The 26,441-nt window shown below is 36.9% G+C and carries 20 protein-coding genes; 15 read left to right on the top strand and 5 right to left on the bottom strand.

The window, feature by feature from the left end:
• Positions 1 to 16: 16 nt before the first annotated feature.
• The 4 genes from Q0972_RS07525 to Q0972_RS07510 all read right to left on the bottom strand — a co-directional run bounded on the left by Q0972_RS07525 (position 17) and on the right by Q0972_RS07510 (position 5,511).
• Positions 17 to 2,425 (bottom strand): 3-hydroxyacyl-CoA dehydrogenase/enoyl-CoA hydratase family protein, encoded by a 2,409-nt coding sequence (locus Q0972_RS07525; RefSeq protein WP_299364371.1) that lies wholly within the window; start codon positions 2,423 to 2,425, stop codon positions 17 to 19.
• Positions 2,425 to 2,880, bottom strand: coding sequence for a MarR family transcriptional regulator (locus Q0972_RS07520; RefSeq protein ID WP_299364368.1), 456 nt, complete (start codon positions 2,878 to 2,880; stop codon positions 2,425 to 2,427). The genes Q0972_RS07525 and Q0972_RS07520 overlap by 1 nt, the downstream gene beginning before the upstream one ends.
• Positions 2,881 to 3,194: 314 nt before the next feature.
• Entirely contained in the window at positions 3,195 to 3,623 is a 429-nt protein-coding gene (locus Q0972_RS07515) for a hypothetical protein (protein WP_299364366.1), read from the bottom strand.
• Between the two features lie 115 nt (positions 3,624 to 3,738).
• A complete protein-coding gene (locus Q0972_RS07510; RefSeq protein WP_299364363.1) occupies positions 3,739 to 5,511 on the bottom strand; it encodes a long-chain fatty acid--CoA ligase in 1,773 nt (590 codons plus the stop codon).
• Between the two features lie 521 nt (positions 5,512 to 6,032).
• Here Q0972_RS07510 and pflB point away from each other — a divergent pair.
• From pflB to ppdK, 5 genes are all read left to right on the top strand, one after another.
• Positions 6,033 to 8,258 (top strand): formate C-acetyltransferase, encoded by a 2,226-nt coding sequence (gene pflB / locus Q0972_RS07505; RefSeq protein ID WP_299364361.1) that lies wholly within the window; start codon positions 6,033 to 6,035, stop codon positions 8,256 to 8,258.
• Between the two features lie 32 nt (positions 8,259 to 8,290).
• On the top strand, positions 8,291 to 9,073 hold the full coding sequence (gene pflA, locus Q0972_RS07500) for a pyruvate formate-lyase-activating protein (RefSeq protein ID WP_367182397.1): 783 nt from the start codon (positions 8,291 to 8,293) through the stop codon (positions 9,071 to 9,073).
• A gap of 22 nt (positions 9,074 to 9,095) precedes the next feature.
• Complete coding sequence (locus Q0972_RS07495) at positions 9,096 to 10,391, top strand: OFA family MFS transporter (protein WP_299364359.1); 1,296 nt, start codon at positions 9,096 to 9,098, stop codon at positions 10,389 to 10,391.
• Between the two features lie 20 nt (positions 10,392 to 10,411).
• Positions 10,412 to 11,647: an OFA family MFS transporter gene (locus tag Q0972_RS07490; RefSeq protein WP_299364358.1), complete on the top strand. Its 1,236-nt coding sequence runs from the start codon at positions 10,412 to 10,414 to the stop codon at positions 11,645 to 11,647.
• Between the two features lie 193 nt (positions 11,648 to 11,840).
• A complete protein-coding gene (gene ppdK, locus Q0972_RS07485; RefSeq protein WP_299364357.1) occupies positions 11,841 to 14,570 on the top strand; it encodes a pyruvate, phosphate dikinase in 2,730 nt (909 codons plus the stop codon).
• Positions 14,571 to 14,677: 107 nt separating this feature from the next.
• On the opposite strand, the gene Q0972_RS07480 is transcribed toward ppdK, so the two are convergent.
• A complete protein-coding gene (locus Q0972_RS07480; protein ID WP_299364355.1) occupies positions 14,678 to 15,475 on the bottom strand; it encodes a universal stress protein in 798 nt (265 codons plus the stop codon).
• A gap of 269 nt (positions 15,476 to 15,744) precedes the next feature.
• Here Q0972_RS07480 and Q0972_RS07475 point away from each other — a divergent pair, with 269 nt between their 5' ends.
• The 10 genes from Q0972_RS07475 to Q0972_RS07430 all read left to right on the top strand — a co-directional run.
• Positions 15,745 to 16,887, top strand: coding sequence for a universal stress protein (locus Q0972_RS07475; RefSeq protein WP_299364353.1), 1,143 nt, complete (start codon positions 15,745 to 15,747; stop codon positions 16,885 to 16,887).
• A gap of 108 nt (positions 16,888 to 16,995) precedes the next feature.
• Entirely contained in the window at positions 16,996 to 18,741 is a 1,746-nt protein-coding gene (locus Q0972_RS07470) for a V-type ATP synthase subunit A (RefSeq protein ID WP_299364351.1), read from the top strand.
• A complete protein-coding gene (locus Q0972_RS07465) occupies positions 18,722 to 20,050 on the top strand; it encodes a V-type ATP synthase subunit B (RefSeq protein ID WP_299364350.1) in 1,329 nt (442 codons plus the stop codon). Before Q0972_RS07470 ends, Q0972_RS07465 begins: the two co-directional genes overlap by 20 nt.
• Positions 20,047 to 20,637: a hypothetical protein gene (locus tag Q0972_RS07460; protein ID WP_299364348.1), complete on the top strand. Its 591-nt coding sequence runs from the start codon at positions 20,047 to 20,049 to the stop codon at positions 20,635 to 20,637. Before Q0972_RS07465 ends, Q0972_RS07460 begins: the two co-directional genes overlap by 4 nt.
• 70 nt (positions 20,638 to 20,707) lie before the next feature.
• The gene (locus Q0972_RS07455) at positions 20,708 to 21,277 is read left to right on the top strand and encodes a hypothetical protein (protein ID WP_299364347.1); all 570 of its coding nucleotides are present in this window, start codon (positions 20,708 to 20,710) and stop codon (positions 21,275 to 21,277) included.
• A gap of 1 nt (position 21,278) precedes the next feature.
• Positions 21,279 to 21,890 carry a V-type ATP synthase subunit D gene (locus Q0972_RS07450; RefSeq protein ID WP_299364345.1) on the top strand — a complete coding sequence of 204 codons (612 nt, stop codon included), beginning with the start codon at positions 21,279 to 21,281 and terminating at the stop codon, positions 21,888 to 21,890.
• Positions 21,887 to 23,698 carry a hypothetical protein gene (locus Q0972_RS07445; protein ID WP_299364344.1) on the top strand — a complete coding sequence of 604 codons (1,812 nt, stop codon included), beginning with the start codon at positions 21,887 to 21,889 and terminating at the stop codon, positions 23,696 to 23,698. Before Q0972_RS07450 ends, Q0972_RS07445 begins: the two co-directional genes overlap by 4 nt.
• 179 nt (positions 23,699 to 23,877) lie before the next feature.
• Entirely contained in the window at positions 23,878 to 24,342 is a 465-nt protein-coding gene (locus Q0972_RS07440; RefSeq protein ID WP_299364342.1) for a hypothetical protein, read from the top strand.
• A 96-nt stretch (positions 24,343 to 24,438) separates the two neighbouring features.
• The gene (locus tag Q0972_RS07435) at positions 24,439 to 25,356 is read left to right on the top strand and encodes a hypothetical protein (RefSeq protein ID WP_299364340.1); all 918 of its coding nucleotides are present in this window, start codon (positions 24,439 to 24,441) and stop codon (positions 25,354 to 25,356) included.
• A gap of 347 nt (positions 25,357 to 25,703) precedes the next feature.
• The coding region (locus Q0972_RS07430) for an alpha-amylase family glycosyl hydrolase (protein ID WP_299364338.1) at positions 25,704 to 26,441 on the top strand (738 nt) is incomplete at its 3' end.

The following is a 26,441-nucleotide window of genomic DNA, read 5'->3' as shown; positions in this document are numbered from 1 at the left end:
TCAATACTATTCGCAACTAGTTGCGAAGTGGTTTTCCTGTCTTTAACATATGCTGAATACGCTCTAAAGTTTTACGCTCTGTGCAAAGCGACAAGAATGCTTCACGCTCTAAATCCAATAAATATTGCTCCGTCACTAAGGAGGGCTCTGATAAATCACCTCCAGCCATAACGTAAGCTAACTTATTAGCGATTTTTTGATCGTGCTCACTTATGTAATGGCTTGCTTCCATAGCGTCAGTTCCTACTAAGAACATACCCAAGGCTTGCTTACCGAGTACTTTTACATCTTTACGTTTTACAGGATGCGTATAGCCAGCATCGGCCATTAATCTAGCGTGTGCTTTGGCTGTGGCGATCTGACGATCTTTATTAACGACCACAATATCTTTTCCTTTTTGAAGCACACCGAGGTCAAAAGCTTCATAAGCTGAAGTAGCCACTTTAGCCATTCCTATGGTTAAGAAATAGTCTTGAAGTACATTCAATTCTACATCACCTTTCCTGAAAGTGTCCGATGCTCTTAATGCCATTTCTTTAGAACCTCCACCACCTGGAATGACACCTACGCCAAATTCTACAAGACCTATATATGTTTCTGCCGCTGCGACTACTTTATCGGCGTGCATTGATAATTCACAAGCACCTCCTAACGACATGCCATGTGGTGCGGCAACCGTTGGTATTGCCGAATAGCGCATACGCATCATGGTATCTTGGAAATACTTAATGGCCATATTTAGCTCGTCATATTCTTGCTCTACGGCCATCATAAAAATCATTCCAATGTTAGCGCCTACAGAGAAGTTGGCACCTTGGTTACCGATAACTAAACCTTCAAAACCCTTTTCTGCTAAATCCACAGCTTTGTTCAACCCGGCTAACACATCTCCACCTATGGTGTTCATTTTAGACTGGAATTCACAGTTCAAAATACCATCACCTAAATCTTCAATAACCACTCCTGAATTCTTAAATACTTCATTAGATTTTCTGATGTTGTCGAGTATGATAAAGCTGTCTTGACCAGGAATCTTCTCTTGTGATTTCTTTGGAATATCGTAAGCATAAGTTGCACCGTCTTCTACGGTGTAGAATGAAGAGCTACCAGAAGCTAGCATGTCATTCACCCAAGCATTTGGCTCTAGTCCTTCTGCTTTCATCATAGCTATACCCGCTTCAACACCAATGGCATCCCAAATCTGGAAAGGACCATGTTCCCAACCAAAACCTGCTTTCATAGCATCGTCAATTTTATATAGATCATCTGTAATTTCGGGAATACGATTAGATACATATGCAAATAAAGCTGAAAGCGTCTTACGATAAAATTCACCGGCTTTGTCTTTGCCCTTTACCAACACTTTGAAACGATCTACGACTTTATCAATAGTCTTAGTAAGCTCTAAAGTTGCAAATTTTGCACGTTGTTTTTGTCTGTATTCTAGGGTGTTTAGGTCTAACGATAAGATATCTTTTTTACCTTCTGGTGATACGTGCTTTTTATAGAATCCTTGTCCAGTTTTACTTCCTAACCATTTGTTTTCCATCATGGTATTGATGAAATCTGGTAATTGGAATAATTCGTGACGTTCATCATTTGGACAATTCTCTTTAATCCCGTTAGCTACATGAACCAAAGTATCTAAACCAACAACATCTACAGTTCTAAAAGTCGCTGATTTAGGACGACCAATAACAGGACCTGATAGTTTATCAACTTCTTCTATAGTTAAATCCAAATCCTTAACGGTATGAAACAGACTCATAATGCTAAATATGCCTATGCGGTTACCAATAAATGCTGGTGTATCTTTTGCAACTACCGAAGTTTTCCCAAGGAATTGTTCTCCATAACCATTTAAGAATTCTAAAACTGATGTATCGGTTTTTGGACCTGGGATAATCTCGAACAATTTCAAATATCGAGCAGGATTAAAGAAGTGTGTTCCGCAAAAGTGCTTTTGAAAATCCTCACTTCGACCTTCGTTCATGAATTTTATGGGAATTCCTGAAGTGTTGGATGTAATCAATGTGCCTGGTGTTCTGTATTTTTCAAGTTTTTCAAAAACCTGTTGCTTAATGTCTAGGCGCTCAACAACCACTTCCATAATCCAGTCTACATCTGCAACTTTAGCGATGTCATCTTCGAGATTGCCTGTAGTAATTCTGTTTTTAAATGAAGGATGATATAGTGGAGCGGGTTTAGATTTAATAGATGTGTTTAGGGCATCATTGACCAAACGGTTTTTTACGACTTTGTCTTCTAAAGTTAATCCTTTAGCTTTTTCTTTATCGTTAAGTTCTCTTGGAACAATGTCTAGCAGAAGTACATCTACACCAATATTAGCAAAATGGCAAGCAATGCCGCTTCCCATAATACCAGAACCGATAATGGCGATTTTCTTTATTCTTCGTTTATTCATTATTTTAAAATGTGTTCTTTTTGATTGTATATTTTTTTGTTAGATATCATGTTATTTATAAGCTCGGCGACTTCGTAGAAATGCTCAATTTTTTCAGGAGAAATGTTAGACCTTATAGCATTATCAAAAATCAAGACACGTTCTTTAGAATAGTCTCTTTTTTCTCTACCGAAATCCGTTAAGTGTATTAATACGCCACGACCATCTTCAGGGTTTGGTTTACGTTCAATTAAGCCTTTTTCTTCCATAGTCTTTAACGTACGCGAAAGACTTGTTGCTTCCATGCCCATTTTTGGCCCCAAAGATGTGGAAGGTGTGCCCTTTTCTGGATCGATACTTAGCAATGCAAAACCGGTAGCCATTGTAGTATCGAATTTTGAAGCTTCTTCGTTATACATTTTGTTAACTGCTAACCAAGTGGTTCTCAGTACATAATCTATAGTTTTGTCTTTCATGTTTTTTAGTTTGATCCAAATATAGTAAAAAATACTATGCATGCATAATAAATTTTTCTAAAAAAATTAAAGTCTATTGGAAATAGTTAAATTGAATAAGCTCTCATGAAATTGTATTGATGATAGATACCTAATTTTACCGTGGTTTATATGGTAAACCAGAGGTCAGTTTTTATGAAAAACCTTAACGATAGATGTTTTAACTACAGCACAAAATGCAGTAAGATTTAAGCAGTAACCTTATTGGCCAGAAACAATATGGATATAAAACTATATCATATGTTTTAGTTAAGGATAAGAAATGTTTTTGCGCGTTAGTTGTAAAACTGTTCCACAATGACCTTAAGTTGGGCTTTAGCATTTTTGGCTTTTACCTTTATCCTATAGTAGCCGGTTGCGGGACTCTTAATCACCTTATTAATATCGCTTAATACATTTTCCTTTACAGAGGAGCTTTGATTTGGAACGTCAGATTTTGATCCGCCTATGGTGAAAGCACCATAATTTTTTCCTGTTTCGGCATTTGTGATTTCAACAGCGATTAAACCTTCAGTAAGTTTGCAATTGACTATGAAATGAAGACTTAGAGCATCTTCTGTAACGTATGTTTCAATAAAACGTTCTTCAGAGCTACCTTCAAAAACAAGCTCGCTTGTGGTTTTGGAAAAAGTATCTTGACTAACTACCGTAGTCGGTATAACTAAAATGACAAAACATGCGATTAATGTTCTAAGATGTTTCATGCCTTCTGTGATTTAATAATTCATAAAATTAGCATCAAATTTTATTCCAAAATGAATGAGCGTATTGATTAAAATTTAAATTGTTTTATTTAGATTTTTTCAGATGAATCAGCTATCAACTTCTGTATATTTTTTCATATAAATCGTCGTATTTTTCCCTAATGACACTTCGTTTCATTTTCATCGTGGGTGTAAGGTGCCCATCATCTATAGTCCAAGCTTCAGAAGTTAATTCGAAACGTTTTATTTGCTCCCATTTTCCAAAGTTCTTATTGTATTTATCAACCTCTTTTTGGATGCGTTTTATAACCTTATCTGCTGTAGCTATTTCTTTTTCAGAAGTTCCGATATCATGACCTTTATGCTCTATCCAATCTCTAATGAACTCAAAATTTGGTTGAATAATTGCACCAGGCATTTTTTCGCCTTCTCCAATAACCATTACTTGCTCTATAAATAAAGATTGTTTTAAGTCATTTTCCAATAATGTAGGGATGATATACTTTCCTCCTGAAGTTTTAAACATTTCCTTTTTACGCCCTGTAATTTTTAGAAAACCATCTTCATCGACTATGCCTTTGTCACCAGTATGGAAATAATCGTCTGTCATTACACTAGCAGTTTTTTCTGGATCTTTGTAATAGCCCAGCATAACATTAGGGCCTTTGATTAAAATTTCACCATCGTCGGCAATTTTAACTTCAACATTATCTATAGGTTTTCCTACTGTTCCCACTTTGTAATGTGTATCACTGTACATTCCAACAGAAACAACCGGTGAGGTTTCTGTTAATCCGTAGCCTTCCATAACTTGCATTTGTCCGGCGCAAAAAACTCTAGATAATCTAGGTTGAAGCGCGGCGCTACCAGAAACCATAGTTTTTAATTCTCCACCTAGTGCTGCTCTCCATTTACTAAATATGAGTTTGTTGGCTATGCTTAGTTTAAATTCGTACCACGATCCATTGGCTCTATATGGTTCCCATTTTTCCCCTAGCTCTACTGCCCAATAAAAAAGCTTTTGCTTTATACCAGATAATTCATCGGCTTTGAGCATAATTTTATCAAAAACCTTTTCCAGAAGTCTGGGTACAACGCTCATTAAATGCGGTTTTATCTCTTTGGCATTATCTCCAATCTTGTCTAAACCTTCGGCAAAATAAACACTAGTACCAGCATATTGGTATATATAGATGAGCACACGCTCAAAAATATGGCATATAGGTAGAAAGCTTAGAACTCTTGTTTCACCATCAATAGGAGGAAGGCGTTTAGACGCATCTAGGGCATTACTGGTTATGTTCCAGTGCGATAACATAACGCCTTTTGGTTGACCAGTTGTACCAGACGTATATATTATGGTTGCCAAATCTTCAGGTTTCACATTATCTTTTCGAGCTTCAACCTCGTTTTGTGTACTTTCATCTTTACCCAATTCGAACAGTTCAGAATAATGTTTACAACCATTAATTTCATCAAAAGAATAGACTTCCTTTAATTTAGTGTTGCCTTGTACTTTCTTTACTTTTTCAAGAACTTCTTCATCTGATACAAAACAGTAAATGGATTCACTGTGATTTAATACGTATTCGTAATCTTCGGGAGAAATCGTAGGGTAAATAGGAATATTTTGTGCCCCAACTTGAAGCACACCTATATCCATGATATTCCATTCGGTTCTATTAGTAGAAGATATTACGGCAATTTTATCATCTTTTTGTACGCCCATTTTTATGAGTGCACGGCTTACGGCGTTGGCTTTATCTATATATTCTTGAGTAGACAAGGCTGTCCACTCACCATTATATTTTGTAACCAAGGCTTTACTATTTGGTTTATGTTTTAATTGATAGTAAGGGAAATCAAAGAGGCGTTTAACGTCTGTCATAATCTAAAATCTGCAAAAATTAATAGGGATTTTTACGAAAATAAGAAATTTAGGGGGATTTTTTTAACCTCTGTTGATTTATAAGAAGAAACTGAATATTAAAACTTTTTAAAAGAGGCATAAAAAAGGGCTTTATCAAATAAAGCCCTTTAAAAATATGATACTTTTCACCCTAACAACTAATAAAATTTAAGTCATTAACCCTAAGTGATTAATCAATATTATTAGTAAAAAAGTATCCCGGCAAAAGTAATAATAATTTATGATTAGTTGGTTGATTCTGAACGATAATGATTTCTAGCTTTAATAATTCTTCATTAAACACTAAAAAGATAAAACATTTCGAATTTTAATAAACACTGAAGTGCCTTAATTCAAACGTTTTCGCTCGTTGTTCCTCTGATTTTAAGGAGTTTGAAAAAGCAAAACATGACAAAAATCAGCATTAATGATTTGTATCATATCTAATTTTGTATTATCGAAAAAAGACAATTTTTATTAGATATAAATATCATACGATCATGGAAGTAAAACAATTTTTGGAAGGCCTTTGGACTAATACAGTTAATGTGCGAAGTTTTGTTTTTAATAATATCTCGCCTTATTATGGCACGGCTGACTTTTTAGAAGGTCCAACTGCTAAAACCGAGAAGCTATGGAGCATTTGTAAAAAAGCCATGGCAGAAGAACGCGCTAATAATGGTGTTAGGAGCATAGATACAAATACAATTTCTACAATTGATGCTTTTGGGCCTGGCTATATTGATAAAGAAAATGAAGTTATTGTAGGTTTACAAACAGATGAGTTACTAAAACGTACTATGAAACCTTTCGGAGGATTTAAAGTGGTACAAAAAGCACTTTCTGAGCATGGTCTAGAGCCTAACGAAAAACTAACAGAGTTGTTTTCTAAATATGTAAAAACGCACAACGATGGTGTTTTTGATGCGTATAATGATGAAATAAAGAAATACCGCTCTTTGGGAATTCTAACAGGTTTGCCAGATAATTATGCAAGAGGTAGAATTATTGGTGATTATAGACGTATAGCACTTTACGGATTAGATTTCTTAATTGAAAGGAAAAAAGAAGATTTAGCAAAAGTAACTGGGCCAATGACTGATGAAGTCATAAGGTTACGTGAAGAGGTATCTGAACAAATCAAAGCCTTAAAGGCCATGAAACGCCTAGGTGACAAGTACGATTTGGATCTCAGTAGACCAGCAGAGAATGCTCAAGAAGCTGTGCAATGGACCTACATGGCCTATTTAGCGGCTGTAAAAGAACAAGATGGTGCGGCAATGTCACTAGGAAATGTATCTACCTTTTTAGACATCTTTATTGAAAATGATTTGGAAGAGGGTTTAATTACAGAATCTGAAGCACAAGAGCTTGTAGATCAGTTTGTGATGAAACTAAGAATGGTACGCCATTTAAGAATGAAAGCTTATGATGAGATTTTTGCTGGTGACCCAACTTGGGTAACTGAAGCGATTGGAGGGATGTTTAATGATGGTAGAACCAAGGTAACCAAAACATCATTCCGTTTCTTAAATACACTTTATAACTTAGGGCCATCACCAGAACCAAATATGACAGTGCTTTGGTCTGATGATTTACCAGAAAACTTTAAAAAATTCTGTGCTAAAGTAGCTATAGAAACATCATCACTACAGTTTGAAAATGATAGACTAATGAGAGATGTACGCTACAGTGACGATTATGGTATTGCTTGCTGTGTATCTCATCAGGATTTAGGAAAATCTATTCAGTTTTTTGGAGCACGTACCAATTTGGCAAAAACATTATTACTAGCTATTAATGGCGGTAAATGCGAATTAACAGGTGTTCAAATCTTTGAAGGTGTACCCGAAGATAAAGATGAATATTTGGATTTCGATAAGGTGCAGACCAATTTCAGAATTGCCATGCAAGAAATTGCAAGAGTCTATGCCGATGCCATGAACATTATTCATTACATGCACGATAAGTATTATTACGAAAAAGCGCAAATGGCACTGATAGACACTAATCCTCATGTTAATATTGCCTATGGTATTGCAGGATTGTCCATAGTAGCAGATTCATTATCAGCAATTAAGTATGCCAGAGTAAAACCTATTAGAAATGAAAAGGGATTGACTGTTGATTTTGAAATTGAAGGAGAATTCCCTAAATATGGAAATGACGATGATAGAGTAGATATGCTTGCAGCAGATGCGGTAGCAGATTTTAATAATGAATTGAAACAGTTTCAGGTTTATAAAAATGCAGAACCTTCATTATCTGTTTTAACCATTACATCTAACGTAGTCTATGGTAAAAAAACTGGTGCTACACCAGATGGTAGAGCTTTAGGTGTTCCGTTTGCACCAGGTGCCAACCCTATGCACGGACGTGATGAATTAGGTGCTATAGCTTCTTTAAATTCAGTAGCAAAAATTAATTACGAAGATGCCCAAGATGGTATTTCCAATACATTTTCAATTGTACCTAAATCATTAGGTTCTGATATTGAAACCAGAATTGAAAACCTAACGGCAATTTTAGATGGTTATTTTGAAAATAGCGCACAGCACGTAAATATTAATGTGTTAGATAAAGAAACACTACGTGATGCCATGGAGCATCCTGAAGAATATCCACAATTAACAATCAGGGTTTCTGGTTATGCGGTAAATTTTGTAAGACTTACAAGAGAACAGCAACTTGAGGTCATTTCAAGATCATTCCATGAAACAATGTAATTAGGTTGATTAAAAGCATCTGAAAGCTTTAAATTGTTTTCAGATGCTTTTTTAATTCTAGGCTTATCAAATCAAGAGGAAACATATTAAATGTACACTCCATCGAGACTTTCGGTACCCATGATGGGCCAGGAGTTCGTTGTGTTGTTTTTTTGCAAGGGTGTAAACTTAAATGTTTGTATTGCCATAATCCAGATACTATAGCTATGGATGGAGGTAAACCTTACACAGTTGATGAGTTGTATGAAATTGTCGTAAAGTCCAAACCCTATTTTGGAAAAAATGGTGGCGTAACAGTTTCAGGCGGCGAGCCTTTGCTTCAAGCTAAAGCATTGATTCCATTGTTCAAAAAATTAAAGGCTGAAGGCATTCATACCGCATTAGATACCAATGGTCGCATACTGAATCACTTTGCTAAGGAATTGATGGATGATTATACCGATTTGGTGATGTTAGATATTAAATCCATGACCGAAGAAGGGTATCAGCAAATCACTGGACAGAAAAACAAGGAAACTACATTTAATGTGTCCACGCATAGAGAAGCCTCTGGTAAACCCATGTGGTTGCGTTATGTGTTAATTCCTGGCTTAACCGACCATCCCGAACAGCTAGAATCTATGGGTCATTATTTTAAGGATTACAAAACAATTGAAAAATTAGAGATTCAGCCGTATCATAAATTGGGTGTCCACAAATGGGAAGCCCTAGGATGGGAATACCAACTTAAAGACGCTCGAGAGAATACTGATGAAGAACTTCATACTGCCCAAATGGTCTTAAAACCTTATTTCAAATCAATTAGCATTAACTAACCTACGCTAAAAACTAAAAACTATGGCAACTCATAAGATAAAAAACCGCTGGTTGATAGCATTGTCTGCTATCGGAATCCATATTTCTATTGGATCGGTCTATGCATATTCAGTAATTACAAACCCAGTTAAGGATATTTTTGATGTTGAGGGGAGTACCATAAAGTGGGCATTTAAAATAGCTATTTTATTCCTTGGTTTCTCAGCAGCATTTTTAGGACCTTGGGTCGAGAAAGTTGGGCCAAGAATTAGCGGAACTACAGCAGGTCTGTTTTACGGTGTTGGTATTTTAGGGTCAGGTTTAGCGGTGCATTTAGAGTCATTGGTTTTATTCTATATTTGTTATGGCGTAATTGGTGGTATTGGTCTTGGATTGGGTTATATTACACCAGTTAGTACCTTAGTAAAATGGTTTCCAGATAAACGCGGATTGGCAACAGGAATGGCCATTATGGGCTTTGGATTTTCCGCATTGATATTTGGTCCCGTAATGCAATCATTTTTTGAAACTGTTGGGATTTCCAATGCATTCTACTTACTGGGATTCATTTATATGATTTTAATTTTGGTTTCAGCTAGATATATTGAAAGGCCACCTGAAGGTTATATACCAACAGGTTTTAAGAACGAAGCATCAAAAACAGTTAGGGCAGATATTTCTAATATTACAGCTAAGGAAGCCTTAAGCTCAAGACGCTTTTATTACATCTGGATAATGATGTTTATAAATATAACCTGTGGTATTGCCATTATTGCAGCTGCTAGCCCAATGATGCAAGAAAAACTAAGTTATACGCCAATGCAAGCTGCAACTGTAGTTGGGTTGATTGGTGTTTTTAACGGTTTAGGACGTATTTTATGGTCTGGATTGTCCGATTATTTAGGTCGTCCAAATACTTATGTGATTTTCTTTGCCTTTCAGATATTAGCATTTTACTTCTTACCGCAAATTACCATAGAATTAGTCTTTCTTGTCGTTCTTTTTACGGTTATCACTATGTATGGCGGCGGATTTGCAACATTGCCAGCATTCCTCGGCGATTTGTTTGGAACCAAACAGTTAGGTGCTATCCATGGAATGGTACTAGCAGGATGGGCTTTGGCCGGTGTTGTTGGTCCAACGGTTTACGATGTTGTTAAAAGCACTACAGGTTCTTTGGATATTACTTTAAAAGTATTTTCGGGTCTGTTTTTAATCGCTTTTATAGTATCTTTATTAATGAAACGTTCTGTGAATTTGGTCTACAATGCCAATGCAAAACGTACGGAAGAAGCCAAAACAAAAAATACAAACTACAAGAATAAAATAGCTTTTTAGAGATTGAAATGCAAAAGAATATGAAGAATAGATGGTTAATGGTTCTAAGCGCCATCGGAATTCATATTTCCATAGGTTCGGTGTATGCCTTTTCTGTAATTACCGATCCTGTGAAAACTATTTTTAATGTTGATGCTTCAGTTGTAAAGTGGGCATTTCAAATTGCTATACTAGTTATGGGCTTTTCAGCAGCTTTTCTTGGGCAATGGGTAACTAGGATGGGACCAAAAAGAAGTACCACAATTGCAGGTGTTTGTTATGGTATTGGTATTTTGGGCACCGGACTTGCCTTGCAGTTACAATCCTTATTTTTATTTTATGTTGCCTATGGCCTCGTCGCAGGCATCGGATTAGGTGTTGGTTACATCACCCCTGTTAGTGTCTTAGTAAAATGGTTTCCTGATAGGCGCGGTTTAGCGGTAGGAATTGTCATTATGGCCTTTGGATTGGCATCTATGGTATTTGGCCCTTTGATGCAATATTTATTCGAAACTATTGGTGTAACTTCAACCTTTTATAGTTTGGGTGTCATTTATACACTGTTGATTCTTTTGGCTGCATCGTATATTGAAAACCCACCTGAAGGGTATCGACCCAAAGGATTTAAACTAATCAAGACAAAATCGACAACTTCGGAATCTATAGATTTCACGGTTAAACAAGCTTTAAAGTCTAAGCGTTTTTATTATATCTGGATAATGATGTTTATCAACATTACCTGTGGTATTGCTCTTATTGCTGAAGCTAGTCAGATTTCACAGTTCCAATTAGGCTATACACCAATGCAAGCTGCTGGTGTTGTCGGCCTAATAGGTGCATTTAACGGCTTAGGTCGAATTTTTTGGTCGGCATTTTCAGATTTCTTTGGGAGACCAATCACCTTTATTATTTTCTTTTTAATTCAAATGATAGCCTTTTTCTTTTTGGCTCAAATCGGCCAAGAATTTTTGTTCCTTGGCGTTTTAATGCTAATCATAACTATCTATGGTGGTGCTTTTGCCACGCTCCCTGCATTTTTAAGTGATCTATTCGGGACCAAGCAACTGGGAACTATCCTTGGTGTGGTGTTGATTTCAAAGGGATTTGCAGGTTTGCTTGGCCCAGCCATTTATGATTATGTGAAGACAACCACTGGCTCACTAGATATCACTTTAAAGGTATTTTCAGGGTTGTTTGTGTTAGCATTTTTAATTGCTATTGCCATGCAGTTTTCAGTTAAGAAATCTCAGAAGCTACTACAAAGCGAAGCGGTTTAATGTTTCAAAATCCGCTATTCACATTTCTAGCTTTCAAAATCAAAATTTTTAAGAAAAAATTAGCTCATTTTCAATCAAAAAAAATCTATTTGCTGACAATTGTCAGCTAATTTATAAGTGTTTGAAAGTACCTTTATACCATGTTATTACAACATCACTTCACACGGAATAAGAATCATAAATACATATTAAAATGGAAGTACTCGAAGGGTTAAAAACCCGAGTTTACAGATTTGGGAACAAAACTGCAGACGGAAACAGTAAAATGAGAAATTTACTAGGTGGCAAAGGGGCTAATTTAGCAGAAATGAGCGCTATAGGCATTCCTGTTCCACCTGGATTTACTATAACAACAGAAGTGTGCACAGAATACAATGCACTTGGTAAAGAAGCTGTTATAGAATTGATTAAAGATGAGGTGGAAAAGTCCATTGCTAGTATAGAAGAGCAGATGGGAACTATCTTTGGAGACAAAGAAAATCCACTCTTAATTTCAGTGCGTTCTGGTGCACGTGTTTCAATGCCAGGTATGATGGACACAGTTCTTAATTTGGGACTTAATGATGAAGCAGTCCTTGGTTTGGCAAAACGAACAAAGAACGAAAAATTTGCTTGGGACTCATACCGAAGATTTATTCAGATGTATGGCGGTGTAGTTTTGGGTATGAAGCCAGAATCTAAAGATGACATTGACCCATTTGAGGAAATCATGGAACATCTTAAGCATAAGCGCAGTATTGAACTTGATACTGAATTCACAATTCAGGATTTACAAGATTTGGTATATGATTTTAAAGATGCTATAAAGAAACGCACAGGTCAGGATTTTCCAACCGATCCATGGGATCAACTTTGGGGTGCTATTATAGCAGTTTTTAATAGTTGGAACGGCGATAGAGCAGTCTACTATCGTAACATGCATGGTTATCCAGCCGATTGGGGAACAGCTGTGAATGTACAAGCCATGGTTTATGGTAATATGGGCGACAATTCTGGTACAGGTGTTTGCTTTACAAGAGATGCAGGTACTGGTGAGAATGTTTTTAATGGAGAATACCTAATCAATGCACAAGGTGAAGATGTCGTTGCAGGTGTAAGAACACCACAGCAAATTACTAAATTAGGGTCTAAGCGTTGGGCAGAATTGGCCAAAATTGAAGAGAACGATCGACTAAACGATTTTCCATCTTTGGAAGAATTAATGCCATCCATTTTTGATGAATTAAATCGCTATCAGGATATACTAGAGAAGCACTATCGTGATATGCAGGATATGGAATTCACAATTCAAAATGGAAAATTATGGATTCTACAAACTAGAAATGGTAAGCGTACCGGTGCAGCCATGGTGAAAATTGCAATGGACTTACTTAGAGAAGGTATGATTAATGAAAAAGAGGCCATATTGATGATGGAACCCAATAAGCTAGATGAATTGTTACATCCTGTTTTTGAGCCTAATGCCTTAAAACGTGCTAAAACAATTGCCCAAGGCTTACCGGCATCACCAGGAGCAGCAACTGGTAAAATTGTCTTCTTTGCCGATGATGCAGATAAGTATCGAAATACCATTTTGGTACGTATGGAAACTTCGCCAGAAGATTTAAAAGGTATGAACATCGCTAAGGGTATCCTTACAGCTCGTGGAGGTATGACTTCGCATGCTGCAGTCGTAGCTCGTGGTATGGGTAAATGCTGTATTTCTGGAGCAGGTGCACTTAAAATCAATTACAAAAATAGAACTTTAACTGTTGATGGTAACGTCTATCATGATGGTGATTGGATTTCATTAAACGGTTCAACAGGTAACGTGATTGAAGGTAAAGTAGAAACTATGGAGCCCAAATTAGGTGGCGATTTTGCAGAACTAATGCAACTTACTAATAAATATCGCAAAATGAAGGTTCGTACCAATGCAGATACACCAAGAGATGCTAAAACTGCACGAAGCTTCGGTGCCGAAGGTATAGGATTAACAAGGACGGAACATATGTTCTTTGAACTCGACAGAATTAAGGCTATGCGCGAAATGATTTTAGCAGATACTGTTAAGGAGCGTAAACAGGCCTTGGAAGAGTTATTACCTATGCAACGTGCTGATTTTGAGGGTATTTTTGAAGCTATGGATGGTATGTCCGTAACCATTAGACTTTTAGATCCACCATTACATGAGTTTGTGCCACACCAATTAGCCACTCAAAAAGAGCTGGCCGAAGATATGCACATTTCATTACAAGCAGTAAAGAATAAGGTTGCGGAGTTGGAAGAATTTAACCCCATGCTCGGTCATAGAGGTTGTCGTTTAGGTAATACTTATCCTGAGATTACGGCAATGCAGACGCGTGCTATCATTGAGGCTGCACTTAATCTCAAAGAACGTGGAATTGTTTGTAAACCAGAAATCATGATTCCTTTAGTGGGAACAGTTCGGGAGTTTGAGGTTCAAGATGGCATTATTAGAGAAACGGCAGAAATCATTTTCAAAGAACGTAATGAGCGTATTGATTTCTTAGTAGGTACTATGATTGAAGTCCCAAGAGCAGCATTAATGGCAGATATTATTGCTAAAAAGGCCGATTTCTTCTCATTTGGTACTAATGACCTCACACAAATGACCTTTGGTTATTCTAGAGATGATGCTAGCAAGTTCTTGCCAATATATATTGAAAAAGGTATCCTTAAAGCTGACCCATTCGAAGTTATAGATGAGGAAGGTGTTGGGCAATTGGTCAAAATTGGAACAGAACGTGGACGCAGTACAAAACCAAATCTAAAAGTAGGTCTTTGTGGCGAACATGGTGGCGAACCTGCCTCTGTTGAATTTTGTTATAACACAGGAATTGATTATGTAAGTTGTTCACCATATCGCATACCAATAGCGAGATTGGTAGCTGCCCAAGCGGCTATAAAAACTACCATTTAAATAAGGTTAGTGATTCAAGAAAGCCTGAAGTAACACTTCAGGCTTTTTTTATGTTTTAAAACAAATAGTATTCAACTAAATATTCAGGTCTATCATCCAGAGTATAATTATTTGTGTAGAACCAAAATAGGTACAGGGCTATTGAAGGTTTGTTTTAATGTCACACTACCGCTCAACAATCTATCAAAAAAATCTTTTTTTGTATTTACTAAGCATAATAAATCAACATCATTATTATTAATGTGCACATTGAGTTGTTTGTTTAAATCTTCTCCTTTTGCTTTTTTGTTAGTAAACGTAGGATTTAAATCTTCTAGGGATGAAATAGTGTCTTTGAAATCTGGAAGGCCATTTTCTGAAATGTGGAGAATTTCTAGATGACTATTGTGTAGCTCCACTATATCCCGTAGCGATTTTAGAACAGCAATATCATCAATGGAGTCATCACCTATGGCAAATACAACATTTTTTATGGCCTTTAACTCGTAATCGAGTGGCACCACAATCACAGGGACAATGGATTTAGAAACTACACCACCAGCGACACTGCCCATAAAAACTTCTTTTAAGCCGCTAACGCCTTTAGTGCCCATTACTATAAAATCAAAGTTACCTCTAGAGGCCATCTCAGAAATGGTCGAAACAGGATAATTCTTGGATAGCTTAGTTTTAAACACAACAAGAGGTGCCTCAGCTTCCATTTCTTTGATAAGAGTATTCATGTGATCTTCAGCATCACTAATGAGAATTCTATCGATTGATTTCATCATTAGAGCTGTAGATTGCGTGCCATAAATATGAAGAACTGTGATTTCTAATTGATCGTTATCAAATAAGCTAATAGCGTAGCGCAAAGCATTTTTAGAAGTATCAGAAAAGTCTACTGGGACTAGAATTCGTTTCATTTTCAAAGTTAAGTGTATTAAAGTTTCAACTAAATATATAAGAACTAATCGAAACAATCAAGCAAATTCAATAATTGTTAGTTTCTTAACGCTTTATTAAAATTGATATAGTAAATATCTCCGTAATATATTAGAATAAACATGAGATAAGTCATTTAATTGTTTTGAGATTTTATTAATTTTGAGTAGATTAAAAATGTCTTAAAAAATGTATTTTTAAGGTATCTTTTAATACAATAATTAACCTTTAAATCGTTGTAATAGATTACATGAAAATACTCGATAAAATAGTATTCGCTCAGGATTTTATGACTAACTCAAAAAATCTAGAATCTGTGGCTATTTCATTAGCCCAAACCTTCAAATCAACCATCGTGCCAATGCACGTACTGCCAGATGATATTGTGAATTCAAAAGTCAAAGCTTTGTTAGATGATACAGCATTGAATAGATTGGGCGCGATGTCTGAGACTATGAAGGCGCAAGGTGTTAGTGTAGAAGCACCACTTATAAAGTATGGTGCGGCTCATGACCAAATTGTCATGTCGGCTTCAGCCGTAAACGCAAATATGATTTTGATAGGTTCTGGCGAAAATAAATTGGAAGATAAATTCAAATTAGGAACTACTACAGAACGCGTTATTCAAAATAGTGAAAAACCTGTTTTGGTCATTAAAGAAGGTGACAACTTTGATATAAAGACCATTCTTTGTCCTGTGGATTTTTCAGATCCATCAAAGCGTGCCTTAAACAATGCTATCATTATAGCCAGACGTTTAGAAGCCCACCTTATTATCTTAAGTGTGTCTGAAGAGCAAACATCTTCATGGTTCAGTTCCAAAGAAGACCTTCAAAAAGAAAATGCAGAACGTTTTGAAAAAAACAAAGAGGAATTTGACCAATTTTTAGAGCAATTTAAGCTAGGAAATTTAAACTGGTCTAGAATGGAAACATCTGGAGATGCAGCACAAGAAATATTGAATGCCATAACTATAAATAACGTGGATCTTCTCATAATGGGAACCGCAGGACGTACTGGTCTAAACCGCTTGGTAGTAGGTAGTGTTACAGAAAAAGTAATACGGGAAGTACCGTGTTCTTTCCTAACCTTAAAATCTCAAGATGTCATTAGCTTACATTTAGAAACTGATATCAAGGATTTTGAGACGCTGTATGCCGCTGGTGAACAGTTGGAAAAAGATGGTTTCTTTGAAGAGGCTATAGAACAATACAAGGCCAGTTTGGGTATTAATACGATGCATGTACCAGCATATAGTGCCATTGCCAAGCTTTTTGATAAGTTAGGAGAACCAGAAAAAGCAGCACTTTACAGAAAAAGTGCGAATGAAATTAAAGAGCGAATTTGGTATAGTAAAGTTGAAGAGGAAGTACGTAAGTTAAGAGGAAGCTAAAATTGTAGAGCCTATTTGGCAATTAGTTAGTTTAGTGACGCACAAAAGCTAATTGTATTGATTATTAGAAATAATAAAAATTGTAAAAAAGAAATAAACGCAAAGGACTTGGAAAAAGCAAAAGGTAAAGTCGTCAGTGTTAATGAATCCTTAGTAGGTGTGGAAAACACTGAAGGTTCAGTAATGAACGGCGAGGTGGCGTATATCATCCTAGAAGATGGAAAACGATTAAAATCAGAGGTTATTGATGTAAAACCAGGTAAGCTAGTCTATCTACAGGTATTTGAAGATACCTCATGGATGCGTGTAGGTGATGCAGTAGAATTTACTGGCTTGCCTTTATCCGTAAAACTAGGTCCAGGTATTTTAGGCACGGTTACAGACGGTCTTCAAAATCCACTTTACGAATTGGCTAAAGAAGAATGGTTTCTTGAACGAGGTATGGTCGTTGAACCTCTCGATGCAACAGTAAAATGGCATTTTACACCCAAAGTTGAAAAAGGAGATACTGTAAGTGCCAGTTCAATTTTAGGCTCGGTTCCTGAAAAATTATTTACCCATAACATATTCGTCCCATTCTCATTAAAAGGAGAATATACTATCGATACAATAGTTGAAAAAGGCGATTATACAATTTCAGAGACCATAGCTACAATAAAAGACGATTCTGGGAACACTATTGCGTTAACTATGACCTTTGATTGGCCTGTAAAGCAATCTATGCCATTTCATGAACGTTCTGTACCCACAGAAACATTGCCAACAGGGATGCGTATTCTAGATGCACTTTTTCCAATAGCTTATGGCGGTACAGCATGTAGTCCTGGACCATTTGGTGCAGGAAAAACTGTTTTACAGCACAGCATCGCTAAGCATTCCAGAGCAGATGTCGTTATCATAGCCGCTTGTGGTGAACGAGCAGGTGAAGCTGTAGAGGTCTTTAAGGATTTTCCAGAGCTTATTGATCCAAGAACAGGAAAGTCCCTAATGGATAGAACCTATATCGTTGGGAATACATCGTCCATGCCAGTGGCAGCGCGTGAAGCTTCCGTATATATGGCTACAGCCGTTGGTGAGTATTATCGCAAACAAGGATTGGATGTACTGATTTTGGCAGATTCTACATCAAGATGGGCACAAGCGCTTAGGGAAACTTCAGGTAGAAAAGAGGAAATTCCAGGGCCAGAAGCCTTTCCAATGTACATTTCGACATTGATTTCAGCATTTTATGATAGGGCAGGTGTAGAGATTTTACCAGACGGTACCAAAAGTTCATTAAGTATTATAGGTACTGTATCACCAGCAGGAGGAAACTTTGACGAGCCCGTAACCCAAGCTACTTTATTGAGTACAGGTGCTTTTTTAGGCTTATCTAGGGAACTGTCGGATGCAAGGAAATATCCTGCTATCGATCGTATAGATAGTAGCTCAAAATACCCCTCGCTCATCACAGAGGAAGAAGTACAGTTTTTAAAAGAACTGCTTCGAGAAGGAAAAACCATAGCCTCAAATTTGTTGCTCATGGGTGAACGCGGTATCACTAATGAGGCTTATATCGCGTATCAAAAAGCCGAATTGTTGGATGCAGTATTTCTGCAACAGAACAGTTTTCATCCTATTGATGGTGTAACCAATCCAGAGCGTTTGCGTATGATGTTCGATATGATAAAGCACATTATTGACGCGCCTGTCCATATTGATACTAAGGATGACATACGCTCGCATTTCAACTTTTTACGTCAGGCATTTATCGATTGGAATAACCTAAAATTGGATGATCCAAAATTCGAGAACCAAAAATCTAAAATTGTAAATCTGGTTAAACAAAAAGCACATGCTAAGGAAAACGTATGAAAATATAGATAGTATAGGAAGAGCCATTTTAACGATTGAAGCTAAAGATGTGCACAACAAAGAATTGGCTGAAGTTATTTACCCAGATGGTAAAAAGGCTTTTGCCCAAGTCATTGCTCTTAACGATAACAAGGTCACCTTACAACTTTTTGGTGGTGGTTTTGGGGTGTCTACCGATTGTAAAGTGCGTTTTTTAGGACATCCAGTACAAGTGGGGTTTTCGGATGATATGCTGGGTCGTGTATATGCAGGAAATGGCCAACCCATTGATGGCGGACCACAGCTGACTTCAGATATGACGCGTGTTGCTGGCCCATCTATTAATCCCGTGAAACGGCTTATTCCAAAGAGTATGATTCGTACAGGTGTACCAATGATTGATGTCTTTAATACCTTGGTACGGTCACAAAAGATACCCATTTTTGCTAGAGCAGGCGAACCATACAACCGTTTATTAGCAAATGTGGCCACACAGACCGATGCCGATGTCATTATAATTGGCGGTGTTGGACTAAAGTATGACGAGTACCATTATTTTAAAGAGCGGATTGAGGAAGCAGGTAGCAAGAGTAAAACCATTATGTTTATACATACCCACCGTGATTCTATTGTAGAAGGTTTGATGGTGCCAGATTTGGCGTTGGCCGTTGGAGAACGTTTTGCCTTGCAAGGTAAAAACGTCTTTGTTTTATTGTCCGATATGACCCAATGGTCCGATTATTTGCGTCAGGTGGCCAATGCTCAAGACCAGATTCCTGCAAATCAAGGTTATCCAGGTGATTTATATTCTCAATTAGCAAGCCGTTACGAAAAAGCAGCAGATATTGAAGGTTCTGGTAGTTTAACCATATTAGGGGTAACCACTATGGACGATGTGACGCATCCTGTACCAGACAATACGGGTTATATCACTGAGGGTCAATTTTTTATGAAAGATGGTTATTTGGAATTGTTTGGATCGCTAAGCCGACTGAAACAACAGGTCAATGATAAGACTCGCGATGATCATCGTGGAATTATGAATGCCATGGCACGTTTACTTTCAGAAGCTGAAGAGCGCGTTAAGGCACAAAAATTTGGTTCGGTTAAGGATGATTATTCTTTACGCTTGTTAGACTATCGTAAAACCTTCCAGCGTGAATTGATGGACCCATTTCGGTATTTGGAACTAGAGGATGCGTTGGATTTATGCTGGGATATTTTATCCAATCATTTTAAGAAAGAGGAAGCCGGACTATCATCAGAATTAGTAGAAAAATATTGGCCCGAAAAAGGAAAGTTTAAGATTTTAAAAGCACAGTACGTATGAGTGAGCACACTTTAGATGGATTGATTGCCAAGGTGAAATCTGAGGCTATTGAAGCTTCAGAAAAAGAAGCTAAGCAAATCATTGATGACGCCAAGCAGAAAGCACAAAATATAGTGACTGAGGCTGAAGCTCAAAAAGAAACACTTCTTAATGACGCCCAAACTAAAGCTGAAGCTTTAGTGGATAAAGGCAAGGTAGCCTTGAATCAAGCAGCGCGTGATGTTGAGATTTCAGTAAAAAACGACATTCAGAAATTGTTCAAGTTGGTATTAGAAGCAGAGGTAAAAGAAGCCTTTACACCAGACTTGTACACTACTGTAATCTCGAAGATCATGGACAGTTTAGGAAGCAATGTTGCCATTGATTTACCCGCAGATACTGAAGACCAATTAGTAAAGACGATTCAAAAGAAAGTAGCTGTATCTAAAGCAACACCTCAAATTCTGAAGAAAGAGCAATTGCTTTCTGGTCTTTCGGTAACAAAAACTGACGAAGGTTGGAGTTACGATATTACGGCTGAAGAAGTATCCGAATTGCTGAGCCAGCACTTAAGCCAGAAATGGGTAGAATTATTAAAGCATAAATAAATTTAGAGCATAATTATTTGAAGCTAATGTCACCTCGAGCGGAGTCGAGAGGTCTTTAAATGAATAGAACATGTTTACTGGAAACCTAGAATATCTTATCAGTAGCCTACCGAATTTGTCCTTTAGCGATTCGGAAACAGTTCAGCAGAACGTTAAGGTACTGTTTCAAAAATATGCCTCTACTTCGGAAGCATCTGATAGTTTAGTTTCCATATTAAACAATGAAGCATCCAAATATCTCTCCTTACGAGATTTTCAGAAGTTTGATAGTATTAGCTTAAATACCATACATAAAGCGCAATTTCAAAATAGCAATATTGAAGTTGTTTCGGAATTTTCAAGATTCATGTTTCGACTAAAAAGTGAATTGAAAGCTTTTCGTATAGCCCGAAAATCTGAAGAGCCACTAGGTAAGATCAATTACGAACTATTAGGTGAATTGCCTAAAAATCCATTAAAAGCTGAGGAATATTTACTCGATATCCAATGGCAAAAACTAGATACTTTGTCTATTGGTCATTATTCAAACCTGTCAGCTTTGGTACTTTACAAACTAAAACTAGAAGTCTTATTACGTTGGTGGCAGTTCGATTCAGAAGTTGGATTTCAAGTTTTTCAACAATCTTTAAAAATAGCGTGATATGGCAGATAAGATTTTGATGAACAAAAATACCTTAGCTGCCTTAAAGAACGAATTAAAAGGCTACAGAACTGCGCTGCCAGTTTTTGAAATGAAGGAACAACAGTTGAAGGAAGTTATTCAGACTATAGAAGCAGTTGTAGAACGTTTGCAGAAAGCCATTGAAACAACCAATACCGATGTTAAACAGTGGGCAGCTGTTATGACAGAACCTACCATAGATTTAGGTCAATTGGTTGCAGTAAAGGAACTTAAAACCAAAACCCGTGAAATAGCAGGAGTTATCATAGAGAAATTTGTCTCTATTGATTTTGATGAAGGAGATATAGACTACTTTGAAACACCGCTTTGGGTCGATGCGGCTTTAGGCTCTATAAAAGACCAAACTACCAATCAGGAGATGCTGAAATTGGAATTGAAGAACTTAGAAAGTGTTCGTGAGGAATTGGCGGAAGCTAGACGTATGAAAAATGCACTTAAAGAAGTCTTTATTCCAGAAACGCAAAATAATATTCGTAAGATTGAAATTTATTTAGGCGATGTGGAACGCTTAGCGATTGGATGCGCCAAACTGGTGAAAAAGAAAAAACAGGTAAAAAGCGAAGTTGTATGATAGTACGGATGAAGGAAATATTGCTCTTTACCAGTGCTCACACTGTTGATGCCACCATTCAAAAATTAGGGGAATTGGGTGTTGTGGATATTAAAGAGGTGAATCCACCTCAGGGTGATACTATAGAACGTTGTTTGCAAGATATTGACAATACCAATCAGGCACTGTCTATTTTAGAACAGCATGAGTTATCTGATAAGATTTCCAAAGACACCGTAGATACCAATGGAAAAGATCCTAAGCGTATAATTGGTCGTTTGCTAAAGTCCAAAACAGTTGAGAAAAACATACATAACACTATTGAAGACATCAATAGCCAATTGAAATTTTACGATACTTGGGGAAAACAGTTCCTTAAAAAAGATCTTGATTTTCTATGGCAAAAGGATATTTTCATTAGGTTGTATTATATCGGAAAATCTCAGGCAAAAACACTTCCAGAAGACAAAACTATTGTCACTTTCCCGGAGAAAGAAGGAAAAGTACCAGTAGCTTTATTTTCTCAAAATGTTAAGGATAGACTTGACTTTAAGGAAGTGACCATTCCTAAATTATCTTACCCGGCTTTGCTAGACGTAAAACAACGAAAAGAGCGTCAGCTAGATCAACTAAAGATTTTTTTAAATGAGCAAAAAGCCTACGAAGCTATTTTGAATGACTACAGCCAATTTTTAGAGGATCGTTTAAATTCTGAAACAGCCCTAGAAAGTATGGGAGACATTGAAGGCAAGGTGAAATTTTTAAGAGGATATCTGCCTAAAGATGCTGTGGACAGGTTTACTTCAATCGCTAAAAAAGAAGATTGGGGTTATTCTATTTCCGAACCAACTAACGTGGACGAAGTACCAGTATACATTAAAAATCCAAAATGGATTAGCATTATCAATCCGATGATGAAATTCATCGACATTGTTCCCGGTTATAAGGAAATTGATGTGTCTATCTATTTTTTGATTGCTTTTGCTTTGTTTTTTGCTATGTTGGTTGGTGATGCGGGCTATGGTCTCATTTTTTTGGTACTGGCTATTATTTTCAGAAAAAAAATGGCTCCACAGCTACGCACTTTGATTTTTGTTTTAAGTGGATCAACTATCATTTGGGGCGTGTTGAGCGGAACTTATTTTGGTGCTGAGCAAATTGCACAGTTACCGTTTTTGAAGGATATGGTGATTCCAAACATTTCAAGTTTTGGTGTTGATAACATCAACTTTATGATGCATTTGTCGTTTTTGATAGGCGCCATTCATTTAACCGTTGCACATGGCATTCGAGTCTTTCAGTTTATCAACTCTATTAAGGCTTTAAGCGAAGTCGGATGGATAGCACTGGTTTGGGGACTCTTTTTTATAACCGAACAATTAGTCTTAGGAAATCCAGCACCAAGTTGGTATAATTGGTTGTTTATTGTTGGGGCAACTTTGGTTGTGCTGTTTTCCAAGGAAAGCAATAGCTTCTTAAAGAGTATGGGAGCATCCATTGCTAATTTGCCCTTGAGCTTGATTAGCGGATTTTCGGATATTGTATCTTATGTGAGACTGTTTGCCGTAGGTATGGCTACTGCTGCGGTTGCTGCAAGTTTTAACAATATGGCATTGCCCGATGGTATAGCAGGAATGGGTGTTTTGGATTTTGTAATGGCTGCTATTGCATTACTTCTAGGGCATACTTTGAATATTGCTTTAGCTTTAATGGCAGTTATGGTTCACGGTATACGATTGAACATGCTGGAATTTGCTGGCCATTTAGGTGTACAGTTTTCGGGAGAAGCCTATAAACCATTTAAGTTAATGGTAAATAATGAAAAATGAAAAACTGTCACATCGAGTGATTTGGCGTTTGACAAATCGTATCGAGATGTTCGAGTAAGCAATTAATAGCGTTCTCGATACATTCCGACAGTAAACGTCGGAACACTCGAACTAACGTCGTTTAAGAAAATAGAATAAAAGAATTTTAACTAATAACAATATTTTAAAACAAGATAACTATGGGTTTTTTAACATTTATACAAACATCAGTCGAAGGTTTAGGTGATATGGGTATGTCCTTAAGCATTGCAGCTATTGGTTCTGCCATTGGAACAGGTATTGCCGGAATGGCAGCTATTGGCGCTTGGAAAAAAATGATAACCAGCGGCCAGAAAGCAGCAACAGCTTTATTGATTTTTGTTGGTGCACCGTTATCACAAGTGATTTATGGTATGATCTTAAAAAATGCCATTTCTGATGCTAATTTAAGTCCTGATTCATATATCTGGCAAATTATCGTTGGCTTGTTTGCTGGTGCTGCTATGGCAGGTTCTGCAATATTTCAAGGAAAGGCAGGTGCAAGAGCTTGTGACGCTATAGCATCGGGTGCTAATGATACGGCAAAGTATATTATGATAATCGGTGTGGTTGAAACGGTTGCCCTTTTTGTGATGATATTTACCATGACTGGGTTGCCAGGGTAAGCGTACTAAACTAGAGGCTAGTTTATTCTTGAAAACGGGCAATTATTAATGGTCACGCAACTGTCAAAGCATAAATCATTAGCAATATTGAAAGTGATGAATAAATTTTTATTCGTATTCTTGATCATCCAAGTATGTTTTAGTTGTAAAAACAATACCATTTCATATTTTTATCAAGAACCTCCCTCTACAACTCCAAAACTATTTGCACCATCAATCGTTAATACTGATAGTATAGAACTTAATGTAGTTTTTAATCATGACCATACTGAAATGTTCTTTTCAAGAATTGTAGACAACAGTTTTGTTATTCATCATTCTGAATTGATTAATGGGAAATGGTCTGATATTAAACCCATTGCAATGTATGAGGATACTGTCTTAGTTTCAGTGGCTTGTGACCCTACAATTACCAATGACGGAAAAACAATGTATTTTCTTGGGGTTGATCCTAAGCGTTATAAAAATGATGTAACCCGAGAAGAACTTTACGCGATACCTCCAGACATTTATAAGAGTAAAAAAGTGAACGGAAAATGGGAATTAGCCTCTAAAGTAGATTTTTCAGTCTCTACGGAGCACTTTGAAACCTATCCGGTTGTTACGTTAGATGGGAGTTTATATTTTCGCTCAAATAGACCAAGTGACTATGGCGGTATGAGCACATATCGTGCACAATATTTGGGGAATGAAACATTTGAAACACCTGTTATGGTAAATATCAATACAGAGGGAAATGAACTCATAACCTATGTTTCACCAGATGAACAGTATGCAATTACTAATGGACAAGGTAAATTTCAAATAACGTTTAATGATAATGGTGAATGGACAAAACCGAAAGAAGTACCATTACAATATGAAAGCAATTGGCGTTATTATTGCCCGTATATGTCTTCGGATGGAAAATATTTTATCTTTTCTAGAAGATATAATAATCCTCAAAAAAAAGGTTGGGCAGGTGTTGAAAAAGGTGAAGTTTATTGGGTGAACGCTGATATACTTTTCAATTAAAAAATAAAGCATTAACTAGAAATATATAAGTAGCTAGTAGTGCATTTGGAATAAAATTCGTCAATTCGAGTGATTTTTCGAAATGGAATGAAGGAAAATTGTATCGAGAATAGAATTTTAACCCGCAAAAACCTTGCCCTCCTGCGAGACGGAAAGGTTCTCGATACTTTTTTCTTATAGAAAAAACTCGAACTAACGGTTTTTTGAACATAAATCTTTTCAAATGCGCAACAGATGTAAGTAATAACCATTTAAGTCATAAAACAAAGGTCGATCATAAACTGAAAGGTTTGCTAGTAGAAATACTCCAGCAATGTTAACTGAGTCCGCCTTAAAAAAAACTAAACATGAATACGAAGTCCACCAAAAGATTATCATTGTTTACAACAATTGGTTTTATCATCCTATTGTTTGGTGCCTGTCAACAATCTAAAAAAGACCCCATTCCAGAAATGAAAGACAAAGAATTCGTGCCACATTGGGCAAAAACAGTCGTATGGTATCAAGTTTTCCCTGAGCGTTTTAGAGATGGCGATACCTCTAATAACCCAACCGTAAATGATATTCTTGGAGCTGACCCACAGGAACCGCCCAAGGCTTGGCAAATTCATCCTTGGGGAAGCGATTGGTATAAACCACAACCTTACGAAATAGCCAACGGCGAACCTGAAAAATGGAAACACCTTTTACGAAGACGATATGGTGGCGACCTACAAGGTGTTATCGATAAACTAGATTACTTGGATAGTTTGGGTATTACTGCAATTTATTTAAACCCAGTTTTTCAAGCGCCTTCGTTGCATAAATACGACGGGGAAAGCTATCATCACATCGATCCTAACTTTGGTCCTGACCCAGAAGGAGACAGAAAGCTAATTGACACAGAAAACCCCATAGACCCATCGACATGGGTATGGACTAGCGCGGATGAATTAGCGCTACAACTTATAGAGAAAGCACATGCAAAAGGCATGAAAATTATTTTTGATGGTGTGTTTAACCATCTTGGCTATAACAGTTTTGCCTTTCAGGATGTATTAAAAAACCAGCAGGATTCACCCTATAAAGATTGGTTTACCATTAAA

The organism is Winogradskyella sp. (genome assembly GCF_028282165.1).
Classification (GTDB): Bacteria; Bacteroidota; Bacteroidia; order Flavobacteriales; family Flavobacteriaceae; genus Winogradskyella.
This window is presented reverse-complemented; position numbering and strand designations above follow the sequence as displayed.